15 protein-coding genes are annotated in these 26147 nt (G+C 64.5%); 7 read left to right on the plus strand and 8 right to left on the minus strand.

Features of this window, described 5'->3' with window-relative positions:
- Positions 1-38: 38 nt before the first annotated feature.
- The 7 genes from V1283_RS16080 to V1283_RS16110 all read left to right on the plus strand — a co-directional run bounded on the left by V1283_RS16080 (position 39) and on the right by V1283_RS16110 (position 7483).
- Positions 39-1301 (plus strand): D-alanyl-D-alanine carboxypeptidase family protein, encoded by a 1263-nt coding sequence (locus tag V1283_RS16080; RefSeq protein ID WP_334387437.1) that lies wholly within the window; start codon positions 39-41, stop codon positions 1299-1301.
- A 2-nt stretch (positions 1302-1303) separates the two neighbouring features.
- Positions 1304-1990 carry a dTMP kinase gene (gene tmk, locus V1283_RS16085; protein WP_334387438.1) on the plus strand — a complete coding sequence of 229 codons (687 nt, stop codon included), beginning with the start codon at positions 1304-1306 and terminating at the stop codon, positions 1988-1990.
- Positions 1987-3027, plus strand: coding sequence for a DNA polymerase III subunit delta' (locus V1283_RS16090; RefSeq protein ID WP_334387439.1), 1041 nt, complete (start codon positions 1987-1989; stop codon positions 3025-3027). Before tmk ends, V1283_RS16090 begins: the two co-directional genes overlap by 4 nt.
- A 56-nt stretch (positions 3028-3083) precedes the next feature.
- Positions 3084-5015: a methionine--tRNA ligase gene (gene metG, locus V1283_RS16095; RefSeq protein WP_334387440.1), complete on the plus strand. Its 1932-nt coding sequence runs from the start codon at positions 3084-3086 to the stop codon at positions 5013-5015.
- 14 nt (positions 5016-5029) lie between these two features.
- Complete coding sequence (locus tag V1283_RS16100; RefSeq protein WP_334393082.1) at positions 5030-5821, plus strand: TatD family hydrolase; 792 nt, start codon at positions 5030-5032, stop codon at positions 5819-5821.
- Entirely contained in the window at positions 5818-6615 is a 798-nt protein-coding gene (locus tag V1283_RS16105; protein WP_334387441.1) for an MBL fold metallo-hydrolase, read from the plus strand. Before V1283_RS16100 ends, V1283_RS16105 begins: the two co-directional genes overlap by 4 nt.
- A 232-nt stretch (positions 6616-6847) precedes the next feature.
- Complete coding sequence (locus V1283_RS16110; RefSeq protein ID WP_334387442.1) at positions 6848-7483, plus strand: antibiotic biosynthesis monooxygenase family protein; 636 nt, start codon at positions 6848-6850, stop codon at positions 7481-7483.
- Positions 7484-7633: 150 nt separating this feature from the next.
- On the opposite strand, the gene V1283_RS16115 is transcribed toward V1283_RS16110, so the two are convergent.
- The 8 genes from V1283_RS16115 to V1283_RS16150 form a co-directional block, all read right to left on the minus strand.
- Positions 7634-9283 carry an acyl-CoA synthetase gene (locus V1283_RS16115; protein ID WP_334387443.1) on the minus strand — a complete coding sequence of 550 codons (1650 nt, stop codon included), beginning with the start codon at positions 9281-9283 and terminating at the stop codon, positions 7634-7636.
- Positions 9284-9311: 28 nt separating this feature from the next.
- Positions 9312-11207, minus strand: a complete 1896-nt coding sequence (locus V1283_RS16120; protein WP_334387444.1) for a TRAP transporter large permease — start codon at positions 11205-11207, stop codon at positions 9312-9314.
- Between the two features lie 78 nt (positions 11208-11285).
- Complete coding sequence (locus V1283_RS16125) at positions 11286-12305, minus strand: TRAP transporter substrate-binding protein (RefSeq protein ID WP_334387445.1); 1020 nt, start codon at positions 12303-12305, stop codon at positions 11286-11288.
- Positions 12306-12828: 523 nt separating this feature from the next.
- Positions 12829-13383, minus strand: coding sequence for a response regulator transcription factor (locus tag V1283_RS16130; protein WP_334387446.1), 555 nt, complete (start codon positions 13381-13383; stop codon positions 12829-12831).
- 133 nt (positions 13384-13516) lie between these two features.
- The gene (locus tag V1283_RS16135; RefSeq protein ID WP_334387447.1) at positions 13517-14935 is read right to left on the minus strand and encodes a hypothetical protein; all 1419 of its coding nucleotides are present in this window, start codon (positions 14933-14935) and stop codon (positions 13517-13519) included.
- Positions 14932-22167 carry an annexin gene (locus V1283_RS16140; RefSeq protein ID WP_334387448.1) on the minus strand — a complete coding sequence of 2412 codons (7236 nt, stop codon included), beginning with the start codon at positions 22165-22167 and terminating at the stop codon, positions 14932-14934. Before V1283_RS16140 ends, V1283_RS16135 begins: the two co-directional genes overlap by 4 nt.
- Entirely contained in the window at positions 22164-23759 is a 1596-nt protein-coding gene (locus V1283_RS16145) for a hypothetical protein (RefSeq protein WP_334387449.1), read from the minus strand. Before V1283_RS16145 ends, V1283_RS16140 begins: the two co-directional genes overlap by 4 nt.
- Positions 23731-26145: a hypothetical protein gene (locus V1283_RS16150; RefSeq protein WP_334387450.1), complete on the minus strand. Its 2415-nt coding sequence runs from the start codon at positions 26143-26145 to the stop codon at positions 23731-23733. The genes V1283_RS16145 and V1283_RS16150 overlap by 29 nt, the downstream gene beginning before the upstream one ends.
- Positions 26146-26147 lie beyond the last annotated feature (2 nt).

Here is a 26147-nt window from a genome sequence, read left to right on the forward strand (position 1 = left end):
CTCCAACTGTTACAACGCAGGCCTTCAGGACATCGCCTATGGCAGCAGAGACTTCCGTTTCCCGCAAATCCGACGCCGCGGCCGTTGTCCCGTGGCGCGGCCTGATGGCTGCTGTCGTCGCGCTTGCAGTCGGTTGGGGCGGGATCGTGTATGCCGCCAACAACAGCGTGCAGGGCGCACCGAAGAAGGAAGATGGCGGCTTTGACGGCGACGCGCCGACCGCGATCCTGGTCGAGGCGTCCAGCGGCAGCGTGCTGTTCGAGAAGAACGCCGACGAATTGCGGGCGCCGTCCAGCATGATGAAGCTGATGACGGTCGAGGTGGTCTTCAACGCTATCAAGGAAGGCAAGATCAAGCTGACGGATGAATACCGGGTCAGCGAGAACGCCTGGCGCAGGGGCGGTGCGCCGGCCGGCGGCTCGACCATGTTTGCCGTTCTCAACAGCAAGGTGCCGGTGGACGATCTGCTGCATGGCGCGATCATCCAGAGCGGCAATGATTCCTGCATTGCGCTCGCCGAAGGCATGGCCGGAAACGAGCGGATCTTTGCCGCCGACTTCATGACCAAGCGCGCCCGCGAGCTCGGCCTGACGAAGTCTACCTTTGGAAATTCCAACGGGCTGCCCGATCCCGCCAACAGGATGACGGTGCGGGAGCTGGCAAAACTTGCGCGCCACCTGATCCTGACCTATCCCGACATGTACAAATTGTTCGGCGAGAAGGAGTTTACCTGGAACAAGATCCGGCAGCAGAATCGCAACCCGCTTCTGAACACGCTCAATGGCGCCGACGGGCTGAAGACCGGCTACACCAAGGAGGGCGGCTACGGCATGGTTGGCTCCGCCGTGCAGAACGACACGCGGCTGATCGTCGTGATCAACGGGCTCGAGGATCCCGACGATCGCGCCTCCGAAGCCAAGAAGATGCTGGAATGGGGTTTTCGTAGTTTCGAGACGCGCACGCTGTTCGCAGCCAACCAGCAGGTCGGCTATGCCAAGGTGTTTGGCGGCGAAAGCCGCTCGGTGAAGCTTGCAAGCCCCGAGCCGATCAAGGTGATGCTGCCGAAGAACGGCAGCGAGAAACTGATCGCGCGGATCGTTTATAATGGCCCTGTGCGAGCGCCGGTCCAGGCCGGTCAGCCGGTCGGAGTCGTCAAAGTGTGGCGCGGCGCCAATATCGCCGTGGAGTCGCCGGTCTATGCCGCGGAAGCGGTCGGCACCGGCTCGACCATGCGTCGCGCGATCGACGGAGCCAGCGAGCTCGTCATCGGCATGTTCCGCGCGAGCGCAGAGAAGCTTTGAGCATGACCCAGGCAACGCTGCAGCGGCCTTCCGGACGCGGGAAGTTCATTACGTTTGAGGGCGGCGAGGGCTCCGGAAAGTCCACGCAGATCAAGAAGCTTGCCGAGCGCCTTGCCGCGGCGAAGCTGCGCGCCATCGTTACCCGCGAGCCTGGCGGCTCGCCGGGCGCGGAAATCATGCGGCATCTCGTGCTGTCGGGAATGGGAAAGCTGCTTGGACCGGACGCGGAGACGTTGTTGTTCGCGGCCGCCCGCGACGATCACGTTCGCACGGTCATTCAGCCCGCGCTCAGCCAGGGGACATGGGTGCTGTGCGACCGCTTCTCGGATTCGACCCGTGCCTACCAGGGCAGCCTGGGGCAGGTCTCGCCCATCGTGCTCAACGCGATGCAGCGGGTCACCATCGGCGACCTCAAGCCTGACCTAACCATCATTCTGGATATCCCGGTTGAAGTAGGTCTACAGCGCGCCGCCGCTCGCCGCGGCAGCGGCGTGCCTGACCGTTTCGAGTCAGAAGACCTCCAATTCCACCAGGATCTCCGCGACGCCTACCGGCGGATCGCCGCCGAAGACCCGCATCGCTGCGTGCTGATCGACGCCAATGCCGATGCCGACACGGTCGCTGCCGGCGTCTGGACCGCACTGCGCGATCGTGTGTTCGCGGTCCCGAGCCCGGCGGGTACGGCATGAGCGCGCGAAAGACCGAGCAGGAAGTGGCGGTCAGGCATCCCCGCGAAACGGCCGAGCTGTTCGGCCACCGCGAGGCCGAGACGGCATTGCTCAATGCCTATCGCAGCGGGCGCATTCCGCATGCCTGGCTGATCGGCGGTCCGCAGGGCATCGGCAAGGCGACGCTGGCCTATCGCATGGCCCGCTTCGTGCTCGCCAACTCCAATCCCATGTCGCCGTCCGTGCAGCGCGCCGAGACGCTCGCGCTCGATCCCCACGATCCGGTCGCGCGGCAGGTCAGCGCCGGCGCGCATGGCGGGCTGCTGGTGCTGGAACGCGGCCTCAACGATCGCGGCGTGATGCGGACCGTGATCACCGTCGACGAGACGCGGGAGACGATTTCGTTCTTCGGCTCGACCGCGGCGGTGGATGGCTGGCGGGTCTGCATCGTCGACACCGTCGACGAGCTCAATCCGAACGCCGCCAACGCGCTGCTCAAGATTCTCGAGGAGCCGCCGCAACGATCGCTGTTCCTGCTCGCCAGCCATTCACCGGCGCGGGCCTTGCCGACGATCCTGTCGCGTTGCCGCAAGCTGCCGCTGCGGCCGCTCGCGACCGACGACGTCATTCGCGCGGCATCGCGGGCCGCTGACGTCGCGCCCGATGATCCGGCATTGGCGGAGGCCGCAGAGGCCGCGGAGGGGAGTGTATCCAGCGCGCTGACGCTGCTCGGCGGTGACGCGCTGAAGCTGCAGCAGCGGACCGCGGCGCTGCTGGCGACGCTGCCGCAGGTCGATCCGCGCGAGCTGCATGCGCTTGGCGAGGCGCTGGGCACCAGCGACCGGGTGGCGCTGGCCGCTTTCATCGACGGCATCGATCGCTGGATCGGCGAAAAGCTGCGCACCGACGACGCCAACGCGAATCTGCCCCGCCTTGCACGGCTGGCTGAGGTATGGGAAAAGATCGTCCGCGCTGCGCGCGACACCGAATCCTACAATCTGGAGCGAAAACCGCTGGTTTTCTCGGTGTTCGGGATGCTCGCGGAAGCGACGCGGTAAGGCTTCGCCGGATATCAATCCCGACAAATCTTGTTTAGGCATAAAAGGAATTCGTGGTGGCGACGGCTGGAAAGAAAGCTTCGAAAAAGCGCAAGGCGAAGAAATCTCGCAAAGCGCTGCCCGCCCGCGCCAGCAAGAAGGCCGCTACGAAAAAGCGTGCCGCCAGGACAGGTGCGACCAAGAACAAGCGCGTCGTGAAGAAGTCCGGCAAGGCTTCGAAGAAGGCTGCAAAGAAACTCGCACCGAAGTCACCGAAGAAGGCTGCGAAGAAGGCAGCCAAGAAACCTGCCAAGAAATCGGCAAAGAAATCCGCGAACAAAACGACGAAGGCGCGCGCGGTAACATCGCTGGAAGCGAACCCCGCTGTAGCGGCAGCCCCTGTAGCTGAACGTGCAAAGCCAACCAAGCCGCGCGCGAAGCCGGCTGCCGCCCAGCCGGTGGTAGCCGCCGCGCGCAACACCTACTTCATCACCACCGCCATCGCCTATCCCAACGGCATTCCGCATATCGGCCACGCCTATGAGGCGATCGCGACCGACGCGCTGGCGCGGTTTCAGCGGCTCAACGGCAAGGATGTGTTTTTCCTGACCGGCACCGACGAGCACGGCCTGAAAATGATTCAGACCGCCGAGAGCGAGGGGCTTGGCGTCGCCGAGCTCGCCGCGCGCAATGCCGGCCGGTTCAGGGAGATGGACGAGCGGCTGAACGTGTCGTTCGACCGCTTCATCCGCACCACCGAGCCGGCGCATCATCACTCGGTCCAGGTGGTCTGGAGCCGGATGCAGCAGAACGGCGACATCTATATCGACACCTATGCCGGCTGGTATTCGGTGCGCGACGAGGCCTATTACGCCGAGGAGGAAACCGTCCTCGGCGACGACAATGTGCGCCGCGGCCCGCAGGGCTCGCCGGTCGAATGGGTCGAGGAGAAAAGCTACTTCTTCAAGCTGTCCGCCTACCAGGACCGCCTGCTGGCGCTGTACGAGAGCCAGCCGGACTTCATCGGACCGGATTCGCGCCGCAACGAGGTCATCAGCTTCGTCAAAGGCGGCCTGAAAGACCTGTCGATTTCGCGCACGACGTTCGACTGGGGCGTCAAGGTGCCCAACGACCCCGAGCACGTGATGTACGTCTGGGTCGATGCGCTGACCAACTACATCACCGGCGTCGGCTTTCCCGACGAAAGCGATTCGAACTGGCGCTACTGGCCGGCGGACGTGCACATCATCGGCAAGGACATCATTCGCTTCCACGCGGTGTACTGGCCGGCATTCCTGATGTCAGCCGGCATTCCCGTGCAGAAGCGGGTCTATGCGCATGGCTTCCTGTTCAACCGCGGTGAGAAGATGTCGAAGTCGGTCGGCAATGTCGTCGACCCCTTCAATCTGGCCGATCAATACGGCGTCGACCAGATGCGCTATTTCTTCCTGCGCGAGGTGCCGTTCGGTCAGGATGGCAACTACAACCATGAAGCCATCGTCGCGCGCATCAATGCCGACCTTGCCAACGATCTCGGCAATCTGGCGCAACGCTCGCTGTCGATGATCGCCAAACAGCTCGGCGGCGTTCTGCCCGAGCCCGGTGAGTTCACCGACAACGACAAGGATATTCTGGCGGAGGCAGATGCCATGCTGGCGGCGTCGCGGACCGCGATGGCGACGCAACAGATCCATCAATGGCTGAACGCGGTGTGGTCCGTGGTCGCCGAAGCCAACCGCTATTTCGCGGGCGAGGCGCCATGGGCGCTGGCCAAGACCGATCCCGACCGGCAGAAAACCGTATTGTACGTGACGGCGGAAGTCGTGCGGCAGGTCGCCATCCTGACGCAGCCGGTGATGCCGGATGCCTCGAGCAAGCTGCTCGACAGTCTCGGCGTTCCCCAGGACGCACGGGACTTCGCAGCGCTCGGCACGCGGATCAAGGCCGGCGCAGCCTTGCCGCCGCCGGTCGGCGTGTTTCCGCGCTACGTCGAACCAAAGGCGGATTGAGCCGTTTGCAAGCCATGCTCGTCGACAGCCATTGCCACCTCGACTTTCCGGATTTTGCCGAAGATCTCGATGCCATTGTCGCGCGCGCCGAGACGGCGGGGATCGGCCGTATCGTCACCATCTCGACCCGGGTGAAGCGGCTCGGCGGGCTGCTCGCCATCACCGAGCGATTTCCCAATGTCTATTGCTCGGTCGGCACCCATCCGCATCATGCCGATGAGGAAGACGGCATTCCAGCAAGCGAGTTGATCGAGCTGACCAAACACCCGAAGGTCGTGGCGCTGGGCGAGGCGGGGCTGGATTATTTCTATGAACACGGCTCCCGCGAGGCGCAGGAGCGCGGCTTTCGCGCGCATATCGAAGCCGCTCGCGTCACTGGCCTGCCGCTGGTGATCCACACCCGCGAGGCCGACGAGGACTGCGGCCGCATTCTCGAGGACGAAGTGGCAAAAGAACCGTTCCGCGCGGTGCTGCATTGCTACACCGGCGGGCGCGAACTGGCGATGAAGGCGATTGGTCTGGGCCTGTCGATCTCGTTCACGGGCATTTTGACGTTCAAGAAGTCCGAAGCCTTGCGCGAACTCGCCGCCGAGCTGCCGGCTGATCGCATCATGGTCGAAACCGACTCGCCCTATCTGGCGCCGGGCAAGTTTCGCGGCAAGCGCAACGAGCCGTCCTATGTGGTCGAAGTCGCAAAAGTGCTGGCAGAGGCGCGCGGCGTCTCGCTGGACGAGATTTCGCGGCAGACCACGGAAAATTTCTTCCGCCTGTTCTCCAAGGTGCCGGCACCGAAGGCGACCGCATGACGATGACGCTGACGATCCTCGGCTGCGGCTCCTCTGCCGGCGTGCCGCGTCCGGCCCTCGGCTGGGGCGCCTGCGATCCCAATAATCCAAAAAACCGCCGCCGCCGCTGCTCGCTGCTGGTCGAGCGGACAGGCGCGCACGGCACCACGCGGATCGTGATCGACACCTCGCCCGATCTGCGCGAGCAGTTGATCGACGCCAATGTCGATCACATCGATGCCGTGTTCCTGACCCATGAGCATGCCGACCAGACCCACGGTATCGACGATCTGCGTTCGGTCGTGCTGCATCAGCGCCGGCGCATTCCGGTCTACTTCAACCAGTCGACCGCCAAAGACATCATGGCGCGGTTCTCCTATTGCTTCATCGCGCCCGAGGGCAGCGACTATCCGCCGATCCTGACGCGGCATTCGATCGAAGCGGGCGAAAGCCATACCACCGAAGGGAAGGGCGGCCCGGTGAAGCTTTCCGCCTTCCTGGTTCACCACGGCCGGATTCCCGCGCTGGGCTTCCGTATCGGGGCCGCCGCCTACACGCCCGACCTCCACGACATTCCCGAGGAGAGCTGGCCGGCGCTGGAAAACCTCGACCTCTGGATCGTCGACGGGCTGCGCTATGCCGGCCACCCCAGCCATTTCAGCGTCAGCGATGCGCTTTCATGGATCGAGCGCTTCAAGCCGAAGCGCGCCGTCATCACCAACATGCATTCCGATCTCGACTACGAGGTGCTGCGCCAGAGCCTGCCGGCGGGTGTAATCCCGGCCTATGACGGAATGCGGCTGGAGCTCGGTTAGGACCCGCAGCGCTGGACTGCCATCCCGGCGACATACTGGAGTGTCGCGACGATGCCGCCAGCACTGAGCCCGCCCGTCGCGCACGCGCCGGATGACTTCGACTAAGAGGTAACACGGCAGGGCCTTCCGCCGGACATCATGCCGGCCTATGACGGAATTAAGCTGATGCTGGAGAACCCGGCAGGCCGGTCGCGCATCACAAACTCGATCGCGGGGCGGTGGAGGAATTTCGATGATTGGCCTGTTCTTCGAAGTCCAGACAAGGCCCGGGCACCGCGATCAATATCTCGATCTCGCGGCCTCGCTGAAACCCGACCTCGAGGCGATGGGCGGCTGCCTCTTCATCGATCGCTTCAGGAGTTTGACGCGGGAAAACATGCTGCTGTCCTACCAGATCTGGCAGGACGAGGGGGCCCTGACGGCCTGGCGGGCCCATGCCCACCATCATGACGTCCAGACGATCGGCCGCGAGAGGGTCTTTTCCGACTATCGGATTCGCGTCGCTCAGGTCATTCACGAGGCAAAGCCCGGGCAGCCGGTCTGGCAGCCCGAGCGGCGCACGCCCTACAATGACCCCGCAAGGCGCAAGCCGACATATATCCTCGCCTCTGAATCGAAGAATGCCACGCTGGTGGCAGAGACAGAATGGCGCCGGGACGCTTTCGCGAGCGTCTATCGTGACGCGCATTTTGCGCATCTGGTCGATTTGCCGGACGAGCATGCCGGCGTCGAATTCGGTTCACGCCTGTTTGCCGATCCGACAACCCAGTATTTTCGTATCTTCGAGGTCATGCGCGACTACGGGATGTACGAGCGCACCGAGGCGCCGCAGTTTTATCCGCCGGTCAAGCGGGAGCAGGCGCAGTAGCAGTGTTTGGGCAAGTTTTTCCAGGTCGTCATTGCCTGCGACAAACGCGAAGCGTTTGCGCAAGGGAGCAAAGCGACGAAGCAATCCATCTTTCCTCTTGCGCCAGCGGCGCGATGGATTGCTTCGCTTCGCTCGCAATGACGGCTACGATTACGCCGAAATCGCTTTCGCCGAATCCACCTGATTGCGCAGCAGGAACTTCTGGATCTTGCCGGTAGATGTCTTCGGGATCGTGCCGAACACCACCGCCTTCGGAGTCTTGAATCCCGACATATGGCTGCGGCAGAAGGCGATGATGTCAGCTTCGGTCGCCTTGGCGCCTTCCTTGAGCTCGACGAAGGCGCAGGGCACTTCGCCCCATTTGGAATCGGGCTTGGCGACCACGGCCGCAAACAGCACGGCCGGGTGCTTGTAGAGGATGTCCTCGACCTCGACGGACGAGATATTCTCGCCGCCGGAGATGATGATGTCCTTGGAGCGGTCCTTGATGATGACGTAGCCGTGCTCGTCGAGCACGCCGAGGTCGCCGGTGTGAAACCAGCCGCCGGCGAAGGCTTCTTGCGTTGCCTTCTCGTTCTTCAGATAGCCCTTCATCACGATATTGCCGCGGAACATCACCTCGCCGATGGTTTCCCCATCGCGCGGCACCTCCTGCATGGTCACGGGATCGAGCACGGTGACGGCTTCCTCCAGCGGGTAGGGCACGCCCTGCCGGCGCTTCAACTGGGCGCGCTGGTCGGCGGGCAGTTGGTCCCAGCCCGGCTGTTCGGCGCAGACCGAGGCGGGGCCATAGACTTCGGTCAGGCCATAGACATGCGTCAGCTTGATGCCAATGCTCTCGGCGCCTTCAAGCACGGCGACCGGGGGTGCTGCGCCCGCGATCAATCCGACAACGGGGCGCGCCTTACCACCCTTGGGCGCACCGGGCGCGTTGATCAGCGTATTGTAGACGATCGGCGCGCCGCACATGTGGGTGACGCCGTGCTTGGGGATCAGCTCAAAGATTTTTGCCGGATCGACCTTGCGCAAACAGACATTGATGCCGGCCGAGGCTGCGACCGTCCACGGAAAGCACCAGCCGTTGCAGTGGAACATCGGTAGCGTCCAGAGATAGACCGGATGCTGGCCGAGATTGCCGGCGAGGATATTGCTGACGGCGTTGAGATAAGCGCCGCGGTGATGCGTCACGACGCCCTTCGGATTGCCCGTGGTGCCCGAGGTATAGCTCAGCGCGATCGCGTCCCATTCGTCGGCCGGCAGCTTTGCAACGAAGCCCGGATCGCCCGCTGCAACCGCCGCCTCATATTCGAGTTCGCCGATCCGCTTGCCGCCTGCAAAGGCAGTGTCGTCGACATCGATGACGAAGGGTTTTTGGCCTTTCATCAGCGTCAGCGCTTCAGAGATCACACCTGAAAATTCCGGATCGACGAGAATGATTTTGGCGCCACCATGGTCGAGCTGGAAAGCGATTGAGGGGGCATCGAGCCTGATGTTCAGCGCGTTCAGGACGGCGCCCGACATCGGCACGGCGAAATGCACCTCGTTCATGGCCGGGATATTCGGCAGCATCGCTGCGACCGTGTCGCCATTGCCGATCCCGCGGCCAGCGAGCCACGAGGCAAAGCGCCGGCAGCGTTGATAGGTCTCGGCCCACGTAAAACTGCGGCCTTCATAGACCGTGCTGACGTGATCGGGGTAAACGGCGGCGCTGCGCGCGAGGAAGCTGAGCGGCGTCAGCGGCACGTAATTCGCCGGCGTCTTGTCCAATCCGATCGAATACTGGTTCTGGGCTGCGCTCATCGGCTATGTCCCATCTGAAAAGTTAGACTTACAAGAACCCGATGGAAATCCACGGGAAGATCGCCACGATAATAAGGCCGACCACCAGCGCCAGCAGGTAGCCCCAGATCGGCCGGATCCCCTCGGCCGGATCGACGCGTCCGATGGCGCAAGCCGCATAATAGCCCACTCCGAAGGGCGGCGCGAATAGCCCGATACCCATCGCGAGGATAACGATCATCGCATAATGAACCTCGTGGACGCCGACGGCCCGCGCAATCGGAAACAGCAACGGCCCAAACAGCACGATCGCCGGGATGCCCTCGAGCACGCTGCCCAGGATCACGAAGGCCACGATCGACACGGCGATGAAGGTCGCCGAGCCGCCCGGCAGGCCGGTCATGGCGGCGGCCAGCGTCCGCGAAAAGCCTGATTGCGTGAGGCCCCAGGCCATGCCGGTGGCGCAGCCGATGATCAGCAGGATCGCGCCCGACAGGCACGCGGTCTCGACCAACATCGGCATGATCCGCCGCCAGTCGAAATTGCGGTAGATCAAGAGACCGTAAATCAGGTAGCCGACGATGAAGGCATAGACGATGCCGATCGTGGAAACCTCGGTCGCGGTCGCGATGCCTTCGACCACGGCGTAGCGGATCACGAATGGCAGCGCGATGGCGGGCAGGGCGATGGCAAACGCGCGGGCGATCTCGCCGCCGCTTGCCCGCGTGACATGACGCAGGTCCTCGCCCCGGTAGCGCCACCACACCAGCGCCGACAGCGTGATCGCCAGCACCAGGCCGGGCAGCAGGCCGCCGGTAAACAGCGCCGCGATCGAGACGCCGGTGACCGAGCCGATGGTGATCAGCACCAGGCTCGGCGGAATGGTCTCGGTTTGCGCGCCGGTCGCGGAGAGGAGGGCGACCAGATCGCCCGGCTTCGCGCCCCGCGCCTTCATCTCGGGAAACAGCACCGGCGCCACGGCGGCCATGTCGGCGGCCTTCGAGCCTGAGATGCCCGACACCAGATACATCGCGCCGACCAGCACGTAATGCAGTCCGCCACGGACATGGCCCAACAGGCTCGCCAGGAACGCCACCATGGCGCGCGCCATGCCGGTCATCTCGATCAGCAAGCCTAGAAAGACGAAGAGGGGCACGGACAGCAGGATGAGATGGCTCATGCCCTCGTCCATGCGGCCAACCAGCACCATCAGCGGCGTGCCCGTCGTCAGCGCCAGATAGCCGTAGGTCGCAAGCCCGAACCCGAACGCAATCGGAACGCCGGCAAAGACGCAGAAGCCGGCAACACCGACGAAGAAGATGATCAGATTGAGATTGCCGAGCGGCTTGAGCGAACCCCTGAGCAGCCAGAAGATCCCGATGACGAGCGCGACCGACAGGATCGCAGCCACCACGGCCCGGACGTTGCCCGATCGGGCCAGACGCAGGAAGGCAAACAGCGCCATCAGGGCGATACCGACCGGCAGCGCCGCGGCCCGCCAGATGTTCGGGATCTGCAGCGCCGGTGTGGTGATGTAACTTTCCTCGTAGGCGTATTCGTAAGCCGGCCAGGCAATCATGATGAGGAACGCCAGCGCCGCCGCGGTCGCCACCAGATCGAGATAAGCCCGCATGGCGGGCTTCGCGCTGGCGACCACCGCCGTCATCCGCATGTGTTCGGCGCGGCGGAACGCAACCGCGGCACCCAGCATGGCGAGCCACAGGAACAGGATCGATGCCAGCTCATCCGACCAGATCAGCGGCCGGTGCAGCGCATAGCGCGCCACCACGCCGGCAAACAGGATGACGATTTCGGCGATAACCAGGAACGCGGCCGGAATCTCGACCAGCATTCCCAGAGTATGTTCGAGCGACACCAGCAGATTGCGGCGAGGGGATTGCCCCGCCTCGCCGCCAACGCCCTCACTCAGTTCGGCATGAGCCATAATGGCCCCCAGCACTTAAAGCTCATGTTTGACGCGTTTTCTTCGCGCGGACCGGTATCCGCGCGAAAACGCTGTACATTACGACAGCTTGCCGACCGATTTTTCGAGCAGCTCCCAGGCCTGGTCGCCGTATTTACCTTTCCATTCCGCGTAGAAGCCGGCTGAACGGAGCTTGTCGCGGAACGGCGTCACGTTGGGCTGGTTGAACGTGAGGCCTTTACCGGCCAGTTCCTGCTGCAGCCCGGCATTCAGCTTGGCGACATCCTCGCGTTCCTTGACGCCGGCCGCGTTGATGTTCTTGGCCACGATGGCGCGGACGTCCTCAGGGACTTTTTCCCACGCGCGACGGTTAGCCAGGAACCAAAAACCGTCCCACATATGATTGGTCAGCGAACAGAACTTCTGCACTTCATAAAGTTTCGCCGTCGAGATGATCGCCAGCGGATTTTCCTGGCCCTCGACGATCTTGGTCTGCAGCGCCGAGTAAACTTCGCTGAAATTGATCGAGGCGGGCGCCGCATCGAATGCCTTGAACATCGAGGTCCAGAGCGGCGACACCGGCACGCGGATCTTGAAGCCCTTGAGGTCATCAGGGCCGTTGATCGGCTTGGTCGACGACGTGGTCTGGCGGAAGCCGTTGTCCCAGATCTTGTCCATGACCACGAGGTTCGCCTTGCTGATCTCGCCACGGATATGGGCGCCCAGGCCCCCGTCCATGGCCTTCCAGACCGTGTCGTAGTCCGGGAACGCAAAGCCGATGCCGCTGATGGATGCCGCCGGCACCAGCGTCGCCAGGATCAGCCCCGACAGCGTGAAGAATTCGACGCCGCCGGACCTGATCTGGCTCAACATGTCGGTATCGGAACCGAGCTGGTTGTTCGGGAAAATCTGCAGGTCGAACCGGCCATTGGTCTCGGCCTTGATCGCCGCCGCCATTTCCTTGGCTCGGGCGTTCATGGGATGGCCGTCAGGAAGGTTATTGGCGTACTTGTAGGTAAATTCGGCGGTCTGGGCGCGCGCCACCAGCGGCGCGCCGATGCCGCCCAAAACCGCTGACGCAGCGGATGCCTTGAGAAGCGTGCGTCTTGAAAAACTCATTGGGCTCTCCCTTGAGGGTTTGTTGTTCTTGCGATGACGCGACGTCGCGAGTCATCCACGTACTTGCGCGCTTATTGCAGCGTCCGCACGCGGCGGCAACAACACAGGCCTTTGGCGGAGCAGGATTGCTTGGGCCAAACGAACGCCCGTAGGACGGCCTGGCTGGCTTGGTTTGCTAGAATATCCGCCTAAACATCTGATCTAATTGTACATATATATATTCCATAATATACCTTATGCGAATTATAGATTAGTTGACCTCAGAGATCGCGGGCTGTTGTGCCACGACAAGCATGGCGTCGACCTGCTCGCCCTCCACGGTCGGAAGCCATCATTATTTCGGTGGGGCACATGGGCCCCAAGAAGGATTAGTCGAGCTTGGGAGCGCTGGATCGAAGCTCCGAATGGCGGAATCAAAATCCGTACGAATATTCAACGCCTTCAAGGCGCATTTGAAACAAAAGCGGAAAATGCCTTCCAGCAATCTTCGGTAACTTGGCAGCAGGAAATCGATCGGTCAGCGCTAGATCGCGCGACAGAAGCTCGCGGCTTGCACCCTGTTCTTGACGCTCAACTTCACGATTATGTTGTGCACGTGATTCTTGATCGTCGAAACCTCCAGGCCGAGTTCGCGGGCGATCTGCTTGTTCGAAAGATTGTCGCCCAGAAAGCCGAGAATAATGTGTTCGCGGCGCGACAGGCGGTCGAGTCCTGCGTTGCGTTCGCGGCTGGCGGCGAGTTCGCTCAGCCGTTCCTGCATGAGCCGCGAAATGCGCGGTGGACACAGGAATTGGCCATCGGCGGCGGCGAGACTGACGCGTACCAGGTCCTCGATCGATTCTTCCTTCGTCACATAGGCGCTGGCGCCGGCCTCGAATGAGGCCAGAATTTCCGTGTCTGCGCCATCAAGCCCGAGGGCCACGACCGGCCGTCCGCCACTCACCCGTCGCGCCGTCGTGATGCAATCAGCCTTGGCGGCATCGTTTGCCGCCGACGAAATATCCACCAGGATCACGACAGGAGGCCGCCCGCTCGCCACCCGGGCTTGCAGGCTGGCCTGGTCATTGCAGGCGTACACACCGTCGAACGCCTGACGTATGCTGAGAATCTGAGACAGGCCTTCGCGATAAATACGATTGGAACAATAAAGAATGACCCCGCACGCCATCTGCCCTGCTCCGCAACGTGCTGAATTCAAATCGACGAGCGGTTTATGGAAGGGATGCTAACACGAAAGCGCATCGGTAGGTGTGTTCTATATCACGCTTGCAACGGTAGCGTGCCGCCGGAATGGGAAGCCTGCTGCCACCCGACACCAGAAAATAATCGCTGTCCGCGGGTGCGTTGAGCCATTCGCCGGGACCCGTGGCAATACCCGACAGGCCCCAGGGCGACACATCGACGCGGGCCTCCGGCAGCGCGTTCATGCCCCAGGGGTAGCGCCGCCCGTCGAGCCCGCGGGCGGCCATCTCCCAAAGATCGGGCGTTGGCAGCATGGCCCGAAGCCCGCTTCGCTGCGGCTCACCGGCAATATCCGCCAGCGCCGCATCATAGGCGGCGGCAGGGCGCGGCGCGGCCTCGATGTAGAAGCCCTGCGGCGGCGCCAGCCGGCGCACCGGCTGCGGCATCGGACGCAGCATTTCGTCGCCGAGCCAGTGCGGCAGCATCGGGACATAAACAAGAAGGCGGCCGTCCTGAAGTTCAGGACCGTGCGGCGTCCAGCGGACCTCGGGCAGCTCCGGCGGCAGGACTACATCGCGCGGGAGCGGCATGACGAGTGCCGACGCAAAGGGCTGGAGAGCGAGCGGCAGCCCCGTGGTGTCACCCATGACGGCTTGCGGCACCCCCTGCGGCAGGCGCGATGCGGAGGAGGCTCCCAGTCGCACGAGGCACGCATCGCGCAGGGCGAGGATCAGCCGCGCTTCGTCGTGGACGAGACCGAGCCGCTTTCCCTCCGGCAATCGCAGGCGGGCGATCGAGGGAGTAAGGCCGCGGATACCGAGCCGGCCGGCGGCGATCATCGCCGTCACGGCGATCTCCCAGTCGCAATCGGCGAGCGCGCGTCCGAGCACCGGCTCTGCCCGTTCGGCCTGAGACGGCTTGACATGCAAGGCGCGCAGGATCTGCAGTTTCTCGTGGCGAAGGCCCGGCACGGCAAAGAGCGCGGCGAGCGGCTCGACGGCAATGTCAGGTGCGAGAGCGGGCAACAACCGCCCCGCCACCTCGCCGAACAGCCGCTGCGCTTCGCCGGCCACTGTGGCATCGGAGTCGATCAGTAGCGGCAGCAGTTGCACATAGAGCGAGCTGTTGCCGGCCGTCTCGACTGCCTGCAATGCCGCAAGGCGGCCAACCGGCGCGGGGCTTTCGATCAGCGCCAGCATCTCCTTGCGCCCCATGCGCGGCACGGCCGGCGGAATCGCGGCCTGACCCGATGCGACAATCGTTGTCAGTCCGGTCGCAATATCCCGGTAGAACCGAAGCTCGCCCCCCTGTCCGCTCCACCGGGCGCGGTCCGGCCCCTCGCCGCCGCCAAGACAGGTTTGCTCGACAAGCGCAAAGCCCGCGGCGGCAAGCGCCTCACCAAGTGACGCGAAGGGAAGTTCCATGGGCAGGACGGCGGTGTGGGTCATTTTGGAAACTTCACCCCTTGCATCAATGCCACGAGGATCTCGCGCGGGGTGGTCAGCACCACGCCGGTTATGGGGTGTTTCACGCCAACCTCGATGGTCTGCACAACGTGACCATCGTTGTCGAAGATGAAGATCGGTCGTCGGGAGTTGGGATCGAAGAAGACGGCCGCGTCGTCGCCCATAATGAAGCGGACTGGCTCGATCTGCTGGAACACCTTGTTGATAAGTTCCGGCGGAATCTTGAATGCTGGCTGGAGACCGACAGCCAGCGCGGCACCATCGGGCCCCTCGACGAGGTTGCGCTCGTAACCCAATTGCTCACGCAACCACAGGGTTTCGAACCGCAGGCCCTCAAGATGAGGGTGGGCCTCGATGATCGACTGGAACATGTTCGTGAACTCGCCGATTGCATGGCCGCCCATGTACGCATCAACGATAACGAAGGATCGCTTGCCATTGGCAATCGCCTTCTCGATCTGTGGGCGCAAATATTCGGTGCGATTTTTGCTCTTGTTCACCGAGACGAACTTGTCCGGCCGCTGCTGCCGTTCTGCCGGCGGCACCAGGAATTCGGCAAGCAATGGCCCGCCGCGCTCGACCGTGAACACAACCTCGGGCGCGATGGTCGCAAGCCGCGCCCGCAGCCGCTGGGCCGCTGCGATATTCTCGGCAAGGATGTCCGCCATGATGAAACCCTCAAGGTCGATACCCCCCGCCATTCCGCGCAACTGGTCGCGGATTTCGTGGGGGCTCCCGGGCCTGCGGCCGCGAATATCCTGACCCATCCGCTTCCTGATCGCTTCTTCCATGGCCGCGATGACCCCCTCGGCTTTGAACTCGTCGTTGGGACCCGAGGCCTTGAACGCAGCCTCGACGTCCTTGTCCTTCATTATTGAACGCAATTCGGGATCAGGTGAAGATTCGATGGCACGGTGGATTTCGGCAGTTGACTTCGACCTGAGTTCGCTGTGCAGGCTGTCAAGGTGCTTCTGCCAGCGCGCATCTTCGAGGCCGCGCTGCTTGATCCACTCTACCATCTCCTCGAAGATCCTCTTTGAGAGATCGCCCTTCTCGAGATTGAAGGTCTTGGCAATTTCCTTGAGCCGGTTTTTGAGCGCCGCCATGTCGGTATCGGGCGCCTCGCGAACCGCCTTGATCAGTTCGGCCTGCGCCGCATCGTGCGCCTTCTCGAAGCGGTATTCGAGGTGCGATATCGGCCCGCCAATCTCCGGCACCTTGCTGGCCATTCCCTTCGGCAGCCGCGCGATCAATTCCTGGCGAAATTTTTGCGCTTCGCTCATGTTGCCAGTGCGAATTCCATCGCGCGCGAGCATGCGAAGCCGCTGCAGGTCCAGGAGCAACTGTACATGTTCGCCGGCGACACGGGGATTGGCGCCATAGGCGGCTCCAATCCGCGCATTGTCGCGCCAGACCTTCGCCATCTCGGCAAGAAGATTACGAGACGGCGGCGCGCCGAGGAGTTCCGCAGGCACCGGCGCAGCGAGCGCTTCGACGACAGCAGCGCGTTTGCCGGAATCCATGGCAGCGAGGACGGAGCGAAGCTCGTCCATTCTCGCGGCGTTGCCGGTTCCTGCCTCGATCGCCATCCGGCGGATGCCTTCAAGCTCGTCGGTCGGAATCTTCACACCCTCTGGCTTCGCCGGTGGCACCCCGCCCTCGAACTCAGCCGCGACGAAGCCGCGGCCGGGCTCGGCGGCAAGCGCGGGATTGCGAAGCACGTGCTCGAAGGCGTCGATCTGCGACTGGAGGTGCGCGACATCCATGTCGAAATGCGTCTGTGTCTCTGGCATCATGCGAGCGCCGGCCACTTCGTTCATGCGCGAGGCGAGGACGGCCGGCAGCTTGTCGAGCTCGAGCTTCGCTTCCCAGCCGAGGCTGCCGACCTTGACGCCGCCTTCGACGAGATGGGATCCGAGATCGGCCATCACCCGGCGCAGGCGGCCCATGACACCGCGGTACTTCAGCATGGCCTCGACGGTGGCGCCATGGAGCGCCACGTCGAGCGGTGTCGCATCAGGTCCGACGCGGATGTCGACGCCGACGATGTCCTTGCCGACCATCAGCGGCTCGACCTTCACCGTGCGCCCGCCGAGACTTTCGTCGGGCGTCACGAAACTCCCCTCGCGCAGCTTTTCCGGCAGAGCGTTGTGAAGCTCGCCGGACCGCGCCTCCGGAGCTGGCTTCGCGGTTGGCTCACGCACGTCGCCGCCAGCCTCGCGGGTGGGCGCAGCGGCTTCGGTCCTGGCGCGGGCGTTGGCGCTCTCGATGGTCGGCAGCAGACCGCGCTTCTCGATCTCGACCCTGAGCGTGCGACCCTCGGCATGCCCGAGGAAATCCGCCAGCGAGGCGCCGGGGTTTTCCTCGTGAAAGCGGGCATAGTGATCGTTGACGAGACGGCTTACCTCGCGCATGCGCCCGGTTTCGCTGCCCATACGGATTTCGCTGCGCACGCCGGTGGCGACGTGACCCGCAACATGGGAGGCGGCGTGGGTGACCTTGCCCATGATCACCGCCTGCAGCAGCGTGTCGCCGCCGCCCGACAGGAAGTTATGGAGAGGATCGCCTTTCCAGGTCTCGTCCGAGGCGAGAATGCCGACGGTCCCGGAGGGAATGGCCATCGCCGCGTCTTCGGCCGTACCCGCAACAAAGCGCACGATACCCTTTTCGATGGCGCCCGCCGAAGGCAGCAGGCGGCCTGCCGCACGCGTGGCGGCACCCAGGACCGGCGTCTTGAGCGCGCGCTGCGCGATGCCGCTCTTGCCGATCAGCGTGGCGACGTCCTTCAGCCGGGCCTTGCTCACCAATGCCCCTACCCCCTTCATCAGCGCCTTGTTGAGGCCGAACTTGGTGGCAAGGCCCGCAGTGGCGGCGTCGACCACGCCGGCGGCAAGATCGATGGCAACGTCGGCACCCGCGTAGGATCCGCCCTTGATGGCATATTTGGCGCCCATGGTGAGCGCCGTGCCGACCAGCGAAATGATGATCGCACCCACCCAGGTGAGGGACCCCAGGGAGGCAACGGAAATCACCACGGCAACGATGACGCCGATCGCCATGGCGATGTCATCGGCGAAGCTGTCGAGCTTGCGGCGGTGATCCTCGACCGCGTCTTGCACGCGCTGGGCACGGAAATCGACTTCGGCCGCGAGCCTCTCGCGGCGTTCGCGATCTTCCTCGGTGTTCTGCCAATCCGTGCGCATCAGATCAGGCTTCAGCGCTTCGAGGCGCCTCACCTGGTCCTCCATCCAGGCGGCCTCCTTGCCGGCGGCAGCACCGCCGAATGCACCGGTGAGGTCGCGGATTTCACGGTCGACGCGACGCCGCTCCTGCTCGATGCGCGCAGCATCGCTCTCCGGCGCGCCATGCTCCACCATGTCCATGATGTCGCTTTCGTCGCGCCCCGAAAGCTCACCGCGGATCATGTCGTTGAAGTTTTCGCCGGGGTGACGAAGCTCCCATTCCTTGCGGACCACTTCGATTTCGGCACGGGTCATGCGCGAGAACGTCTTCTTCAGGAGGTCCTCATCGGTGCCCACGCCCTCGGTCGCAAGCTCGATCTCCTGGCGCGGGCTCAGATAGCCGCGGTTCTTGAGCAATGCGAAGGCCTCGCGCTGGTCGCGGCCATCCATGCCGAAGGCGACGACGAATTCGACCGGCACGTGGTAACGGTCCTTGTAAAGCTTGGTCAGCGCGTCCATGGACGCGCCGGCGTCCACCGCCGCGTCCTTCTCCATCGCCCTGTCGGCCTCACGCTCCAGCCTGATGCGCGCTTCCGAAATCTGGTTCTCGCTGAGTTTCTGCGCGTTGGGGCCGGTCGCCGTGTAGCTCTGCTCGCGCATCGCATCGATCTGGCGGCGGATCGCCATGTTGCGGGCCGGGCCTTCGTCGAGCCGGCGCTTCTCGAGCGCTCGCTCGTACTGCGAGCGCAGCACCCCGTTGACCTTGCTGTCGGAGGTGTAGAAGCCGGTGCGCTCGATCTCGAGCCTGGCGGCATCGGCGGCGACCGGATCGTTTGTGCGCAGGGCCTCGGCGAGATCGAGTTCGGCGCCGCTCAATTCGGACTGGAAGGCGCGCTCCAGGGTGGTCTTGCCGGTGAGGCCGTCCCCCTTGTACTGGCTGACATTCTTGTAGCGCCCTTCGAACTTGTCGGAGATGGCCTTCAACCTGCGACGCACTTCGGCTTCCATCTGCGCCGAGTTCCAGTTCTCGGTCCTGGCGCGGGCCATCACCTCCTGGCGGACGCGGGTGAGCACCTTTTCGATTTCGGCTTCGTCGGTGCCGAGGCCGGTCAAGCCGCCGCGCATCGCTTCGTCAAGCGCAATGGCGTCGGCGGTCGCGGTGTCGCCCTTGAGAAGGGCCATGGCGCGGTCGGTCTCGTTGCCTTCGTCAAGGTCGTCCTTGAGGGCTGCGTCGAGCTCCTCGCCGTACTTCTTGCGGTACTCGGCGCGGATCTTCTCGATCTCCTCGGGCGTCTTGTTGCGCAGGGTCTCGTAGATCTTGTTCTCGTTGGTGCCGATGCCGTCGACGGCGTCGTGAAGGGCGATGGCATCCGCCTTCGACGGTTCGCCGGCAAGCTCGGCCTGGGCCTGGTCGAGTTCGTCACCGCTCATCTCGCTCTCGATATGGTCGTCGAGATCGAGGTCGTAGCGGGCGCGGTACATCTTGCGTATCACGTCGCCCTCGAATGGCGTGACGCCCTTGAGCGATGTGAAGATGAGATCCTCGTCGGTGCCCCATCGGTCCATCGCCGAATGAAGATCCTGGGTGATCTTTCCGGCATCGAAGCCGGGATTGAGCGAACGCGCCACATCCTCGAGCTTGTGAACGATGTCGTATTGCTTGAAGGCGGCGGGCTTGGCTCGTAGTTCCGACTCGAATACCGTCCTGGCGTGCTCGAGATGGTCGCTTGCCATCCGCTCCTCGAGCCCCTTGGCGGCAATGTCGAGCGGACCTTCGTTCGCGCCCTTCCGGAAATACAGTTTGACGATCGTCCGCTGTTCGTCGGAGAGCGCGCCGTCCTTGAGGATCTCCTCCTGCGATATCCCGGCCGCCATCTTCGCCTCGATGTCGGAGACGGTGAGAAGATCAAGCGCGATTCCGTCGCGCTGGGCTTGGGTGCGCCGCACCCGCCAGGTCTCGTTGACGTCCTCGGCTTCCTTGAGCCAGCGGCGGATGCGGGCAATGAAGCGCGTCCACCAGCTTTCGCCCTTCAGCACCTCGTCCTCGGCCCATTCGCGGACCCGCTCGCGGGCGTAGCTGCCGGCGCTCTCGACGGCGCCGCGAAACGCCTTGGTCTCGTTTGACGCCGCAGTCATGATCTTGCGGAAGGCTTCGCCGATCTCTGCCACGCGGGTATCGGTCCAGGCACGGATTTCGGCGGCGAGATCGGTAAGGCGCGTCTCCCGGGCGCTGTCGGTGGGCACACGCTCGGGCCGCGGCGGCTTGGGAGTCAGCACCTCGTATTGTTCGCGCTGGGAGAGCGCAAGGTAGCCGCCGAGCTGTCCGTCGCGGGCCTCGCGCAATTCCTTGGCGCGCTGCTCGCCGGCGAGCTGGTAGGCAGTGGTCTGGTTGGTGACGTGCTCGGTGATCCAGTTGACGGTGAGGTCGCGGCGCCTGTTGATCACGACGGGATCGGCTGAACCCGACGTCGCCTCCTGACGGCGAAGCATCTCCTCATCGGCGGCCTTGGCGGCACCGTCGATCGCATCGACCGTCTTCTGGCCCTCAGCGGCTACCTTGGCGGTGGTATCCTTGCCAAGCGCTGCCGCATCCTGCCTTGCCGCGTCGACCGATGCGGCAAGAGCCTGCTGGCGCGCGGCGATGAGGCCGTCCAGCTCCTCCGCGGTGGCGCCGGCAGCAAACGCAATATCGCGGAGATCGGTGGTGATCGCCGTGCGCAGGCCGTCGGTCATGCCGGCGCCGCAGTCGGGGAAATTGGTGACGAGGGCATCATGCGGATAGGCGCGTGACCGCAACCGGTTCAGCACATCGCTGGTCGTCGTGTCGGTGCGGGCGAGCAGCCTCGCCACGATTTCCTTCACCGGTGTCCGGAATTGCTCGGGCAGCGGGCGCATCGGCGGTGCGCCCTTGTCTTCGAACATCACGGGCGGCCCGTGGCCCTGCTTCTCTGGCAGTTGGTCACGGCCTTCCAGCATGTCGAGGGCCTGCACAGCACGTTCGGCTTCGGGCGTGCGCTTGCCGTTCGGCCCCTTGGCGGCCGTATCGATCTTCGACAGGGCAAAGGCGCCGGGCGTGATCAGGACGTTGAAGAGATCGGGCGGAATAGGCCTCTGGTCGAGCCGCGGCAGCGAGCCGCCGACGATTTTATCTTCGATCTCACGCGGGGGCGATGGTATCAGCAGCGGCGGAAACTGGTTGGCGAGCCGCTTGCCGGAGGCCGTGATGATCGCTTGCGTCTCGCGCGGAATCGGATTCGACGGGGGCGGTGGCGGCGGATTGTCGACCTGTGGCGTGGCCGGCAGATTGGCCGTGGCCTCATTGCCGAGGCCGCCGCGCGTTTGTTCGCCCTTGGTCTTGGCGGCGGCCTTGGCCTTGTCGAGGGCGCCGCTACTGGTGCGGCTGACGCTAACCCGCGGCACCGGCACGGCGGCGCCGGCGCTCCGCACGCCCTGGCGCCAGCGCTGGACAATTGCGGTCGGCGCCTCGGACGGATCGGCGGTTGGCTCCTGCATACCGGGCATTCGATCGGCGGCGGCAAGCGCGGGAGCGGCAGGCTCTCCTTCCGGCGCGGCGACGATCCCCTCTTGTCCGGCGGCAGCGGGCTTTTTTTGGCCGGGCGCCGCGAGCGTATCGGGCGTGGGCTTCGATGTTGCGGCAAGCAAAGTGCGCTGCGCGGCGTCACGATCGCTCCGTCCCCCTGCCGATGCGGCCTGGACGCTTTCGTCTTGCGGTGCTTCCGTCGGCACAACAGCTTCCGCCGGTACGGCGGCCGCACCCGGCAGCACGGATGCCGCCAGCGCCGGTGCAGGCATCGGCTCAGCCAACTGACTTGCACTGAGGAGCCTGGCGATGATCTCCGCCATCTCGCTCCACGCGTCCCGGCGGCCGGCCTCGCGGCTTTCCTGCCAGAGGCGCCGCGCGCCGAGCCGGTCTTCTTCGGTCTCGGATATTCTTGCCTGATTGGCGTGCCGCGTCGCGACCGGCGGAGCCGGCGAGGAGCGGATCAAGGTCTGGCGCGCGCTGCCGTTCATGGCGCTTCGTCCTGCTCCTCGAAGACGAATTCGAGCCGCTTTGCCAGCCAAGCAAGCCAGCCGGGATTGAGATCAAGCCCGGCGCGACGCAGCTCGAGGTCAACGGCCCCCATCGGCTGGATGACCTGGATGACATCGCGGCCGACGACGATCTGCCCGGGACGCGCGAAACGCGCCGTGACGGCAGCGGGTGTCAATTGCTCACCCAAGCGCGTTTCGGCCAGCGCCAGGTGCAATCCCGCACCCCAGGCCGCGAGGTCGAAGCCCGCGCCGCTGCGGTAATGCGAAGCCAGTTCGTTGATCCGCAGGGCGATGGCGCCATTGCCGGTGAGACGGATCGCCTCGGCAATGGTGCCGTCAACCAGTTCACGCTCGGCCCATTCAGGCAATTCCGTCGCGCAAGAGGTGATGTCGGGGAAAGCGCGGCCAAGAACCCGGCTTGCGGGATCGTCGGCCGTGCCGGAAAGCCTTGCGAACATGGCAGCGAGCACCCCGCTTTCGTCTACGCCGATGCGCCAGAGCCGTTCCGCCAGCTCACACGCCATCGACAGATTGATGAGGCCGAGCAGCGCGCACCATTGGCTTTCGTAAATCGCAACATCGTAGGGTTCGCCTTCCGCGATCACGGCCTGAGTCGGCGGGCCGGCCACTGCGGCGCGGGCGAGTGAGGTCGGCTGTGTCATTGCCGGCCGATGTTCGAGAGACGTCGATGCCGGCGCGATGCGCGCGGCATGGGGGGCATCTGCTTTCACCACGTCGTCGCTTCGTCCGTCCTGAGGCATCGAAGTGACGCTGCGAGATTCGCGCGCGGCTTCACCCGGTTGCACAGCCTGCGGGCGGGCAGTTGCCGATGCACCGGGCTTTCCGGCGAAAACAGCCTGCCGGCCAGACGGCGTTTCGGCGCGAGGTATTGCGCCGTCCACTTTCGGTGGCGGGCCAATCGGGGCCTCTCTCGAGGGCCCAGCTTCGGCAGCAATGCCCTTCGCCGCAGCAGCGCGCGTCAACTCCTGCCGCACCGTGGAGGGAACGGCCATGCGCACCCGGCGCAAGAGCATTGCAAGGCCAGCGCGCGACAGCCTCGCCAACACCGGATGCAGTGCCTTGATCTCCGAAAGCTGCACAAGCAGCTTTGCCTGTTGTTCCGGTTGACGGCGTTCAAACGTCCCCCACAGCGCAGAAAAATCCTGCTGCTCGCCCGCGGGCGGCGCCTGTCCTCGCGCCGCTGCGGCGATGGCGCAGGCCTCACGCTCGCTGGCGCTGCGATAGACGATGCCGCTCGGCGCACCCGTTGCGGTTGCTTCCGATGCAGCGGTCACGCGGCTGGCAATGGCTTCGGCGATGTCGCTGCCGACGGCTTCGATGGTTGCATCGGTGAGCAGCTCACCGGGTTTCAGCCGGAGCTGAAGGTCGAGCTGTGGCAAGCGGATCACCGCCTCCCCGCCGAAGCGAGCGACGAGTCGCCGCTCCGCCACCGCAAGCACCGCGGGCAGGAAAGTCTCCGCTGCATCGCGCTGCAAGTCGTCGGCACCGGACCGCATGTACTCCGGCGCCGTCAATCTGAGATCAGCGGCGACGACCCGCAGCCCGCCCATGGTCAACCCCGGAGTCGATGGTCCGTCCTGCGATTTCGCGGAACTCGGCAGCGGTCATGCCGCGTCCGGCGATATGGCCGTTGACGGCCGAACGGATCGCGCCAAGGGTTGCGGCATCGGCGAGGTCGGCGCGGATGAAAGGATCATCTGCCGCGCGCTTGGCGGCGGCGGCAGCGGCAGCGGTTGTCCCATCCTTCACGGACCCGGCCGCGGCGCCGAACACCAACGCCATTGCCCTCGCGCTGGCGACCTTGTCGCTCAGCGCCTCGACGTCCCTCACCCGCGCGAGCGCCGGCTCGGAGCCGATCGCGAGAAGATCGGCAGCCGTGCTGATACCTGCCTGGTCGAGCGCCTTGACGAGCGGCTCCACCACCGGCGTGTCGGCCGCAGTCTTGAGCTTCGCCAACGGAATGCTGGCTGCCAGCTTCTCGGCGAAATCGGCGATTGGCGCGCGCGCCGCTATCGGCGCAGCCATCAGTTCCGTCATGAAGAACTGGTGCAGATTGCCTTGCGGCGGTTGCGGTGAGAAGCTGAAGCTCGAGGGCTCGAGTAGGTTGATGCCGAGCCCATTCACCCGGCGGCGCCCCACGGCGGTTGCCGTTGCGATCTGGTCGCCGTCGTCGACGAGCAGCCGCTGCAGCACCCGGCCCACGAACTCCATCGGACCGATGCTGCCACGGTCTTCGACGGTGAGGCCGCGCCACGTGGCGGCGTTGGCGAAGCCCTCGCCTAGTCCGATCGCAGCCCCTCCCACCGGCAGGAACGTGCTGAGTGCATCGCCCGCCATGAACTCCGCTCGATGCGGCATCGGAGCCTTGGCGATGCAGCAGATCCAGCTTGCCAGCCGCGTTGCCGACACATCGAGCGGCGGCAGCCCGAACTGCGCGCCCCAATGGGTAATGAGAGGGCCAGTCAATACATAGCGCCGGTAAGCCCATTCGTCGAAGCAGATGACCTTGCCGCGCGGCGAGATCTTCATGGCGCCGAGCACGATGCCATGGACGTTGCACTTGCAGCTCGGCCCCTTGTAGTGAAAGCCGCAGCACCATTCCTCGAACAGCATGCGCAGGCAATTCTCGACCTTGGCGGCCTGATCCTTGCTAATGTCGATCCTGAACAGAAGCTGCCAGGCCAGCCAGCACACCAGCCAGGCAACGGCCGACTGCGCCGCGACGATCTCCGGCTTCGGCTCCGGCCCATCGCCGCATTCCGGCGTTCCAAGCTGGCCGCGAAACCATCCGCAAAGCACGGCGAGCACCAGCGTGCGGAGCTTGCACGACCAGTCGGCGCCTTCGCACAGGCTTTCAGTGAGGAGCGAGAGGCAATCGCGCCGCCGCTCTGAGTCTTCGATAGCGACGACCTCGGCCTTGAGAACAAAGCCGACGTTGTCCACGTTGCCCTTGAGCTGGTAGTGGACCATGCGCACCGGGCCGGAGCCGAACAGCGGCACCATCTGGACGACGATTTCGGCGGTGATGCCCTTCTTGAAGTCCTCGACCTTCTCGCTGCGCATCACGCCCATCATGATGTCGCCAACCGGAAGCGGCGCCCCGTTGCGCGAGGCACTGGCGAAAACATAGCCCGGTCCCGGTTCGATGCCGTAGCGGACGGTGTCGTCAGTACCGCCAGCGGAGATGGGCTGGATCACCTGGGCGGTATCACCCTTCTCGCTGACCAGCGTTGTGGCGTGGCCGCCGAGGGCGGTGCGATCAGCGGCAAAGGCCGAAAGGCTCAGGGACACTCGCGGCCCCGCGGCTGAAGACATGTCGGGCATTTGCACATTCGCGGGAAGCGATTTGCGGATCTCCTCGATCCTGGCGCAGAAGCGGTCAATGGGTCCCGGCGGCGGGCATGGCGGCGGGGGCACCAGGCGCAGCCTGACGGTCTCCCGCACGGCGCCATAACGGCAGCCGCGCGGATGTTCGGCGCACGGATCTTCGTAGACCTGGCGCGGGTCTTCGGGGCACTCGACATATTCGAGCAGCAGGCAGGCATCCACCGGCCCATCCGGCGGGTCGCAGTTGCAGGGATCGCCGCGCTTGGCCAGCAGCTTGCGAAAGTCTTCCGAGCACACGTCGATGATGTCGCATTCGCGGATGCATTCGGGGCACTCGACCACGAGGTCGTCGCCGCAACAGGAGAGGCCGTAGCCGGGGCGCACGGTAAAGCAGCGGCCCTTCGCATCCCATTCGACGCCAAGGCCCCAGACCACGCCCTGGCCGAGGGCGCGATTGGTGAGCCGCCGCTTCAGCTGCCAATAGGATTGCTCGCGCTTCATATCGGCTTCGGTCAGCACCATGCCGTCGAAGAATTCGGTTCTGGCGATGCCGCCGCGGAAGGCGCCGGGCACGCAGGGCTTGAAATCGTGTCGGGGGTTCATGTTCATGG

This window comes from Bradyrhizobium sp. AZCC 2262 (genome assembly GCF_036924535.1).
In the GTDB taxonomy this organism is placed as follows: Bacteria; Pseudomonadota; Alphaproteobacteria; order Rhizobiales; family Xanthobacteraceae; genus Bradyrhizobium.

Bases quoted from the DNA above. Each gene is read 5' to 3' on its own strand.
- V1283_RS16145 (WP_334387449.1), bottom strand. From the start codon at position 23,759: ATGGGCGGGCTGCGGGTCGTCGCCGCTGATCTCAGATTGACGGCGCCG.
- V1283_RS16120 (WP_334387444.1), bottom strand. From the start codon at position 11,207: ATGGCTCATGCCGAACTGAGTGAGGGCGTTGGCGGCGAGGCGGGGCAA.
- V1283_RS16115 (WP_334387443.1), bottom strand. From the start codon at position 9,283: ATGAGCGCAGCCCAGAACCAGTATTCGATCGGATTGGACAAGACGCCG.
- V1283_RS16080 (WP_334387437.1), top strand. From the start codon at position 39: ATGGCAGCAGAGACTTCCGTTTCCCGCAAATCCGACGCCGCGGCCGTT.
- V1283_RS16125 (WP_334387445.1), bottom strand. From the start codon at position 12,305: ATGAGTTTTTCAAGACGCACGCTTCTCAAGGCATCCGCTGCGTCAGCG.
- V1283_RS16105 (WP_334387441.1), top strand. From the start codon at position 5,818: ATGACGATGACGCTGACGATCCTCGGCTGCGGCTCCTCTGCCGGCGTG.
- V1283_RS16100 (WP_334393082.1), top strand. From the start codon at position 5,030: ATGCTCGTCGACAGCCATTGCCACCTCGACTTTCCGGATTTTGCCGAA.
- V1283_RS16090 (WP_334387439.1), top strand. From the start codon at position 1,987: ATGAGCGCGCGAAAGACCGAGCAGGAAGTGGCGGTCAGGCATCCCCGC.
- tmk (WP_334387438.1), top strand. From the start codon at position 1,304: ATGACCCAGGCAACGCTGCAGCGGCCTTCCGGACGCGGGAAGTTCATT.
- V1283_RS16110 (WP_334387442.1), top strand. From the start codon at position 6,848: ATGATTGGCCTGTTCTTCGAAGTCCAGACAAGGCCCGGGCACCGCGAT.
- V1283_RS16150 (WP_334387450.1), bottom strand. From the start codon at position 26,145: ATGAACATGAACCCCCGACACGATTTCAAGCCCTGCGTGCCCGGCGCC.
- V1283_RS16135 (WP_334387447.1), bottom strand. From the start codon at position 14,935: ATGACCCACACCGCCGTCCTGCCCATGGAACTTCCCTTCGCGTCACTT.
- V1283_RS16140 (WP_334387448.1), bottom strand. From the start codon at position 22,167: ATGAACGGCAGCGCGCGCCAGACCTTGATCCGCTCCTCGCCGGCTCCG.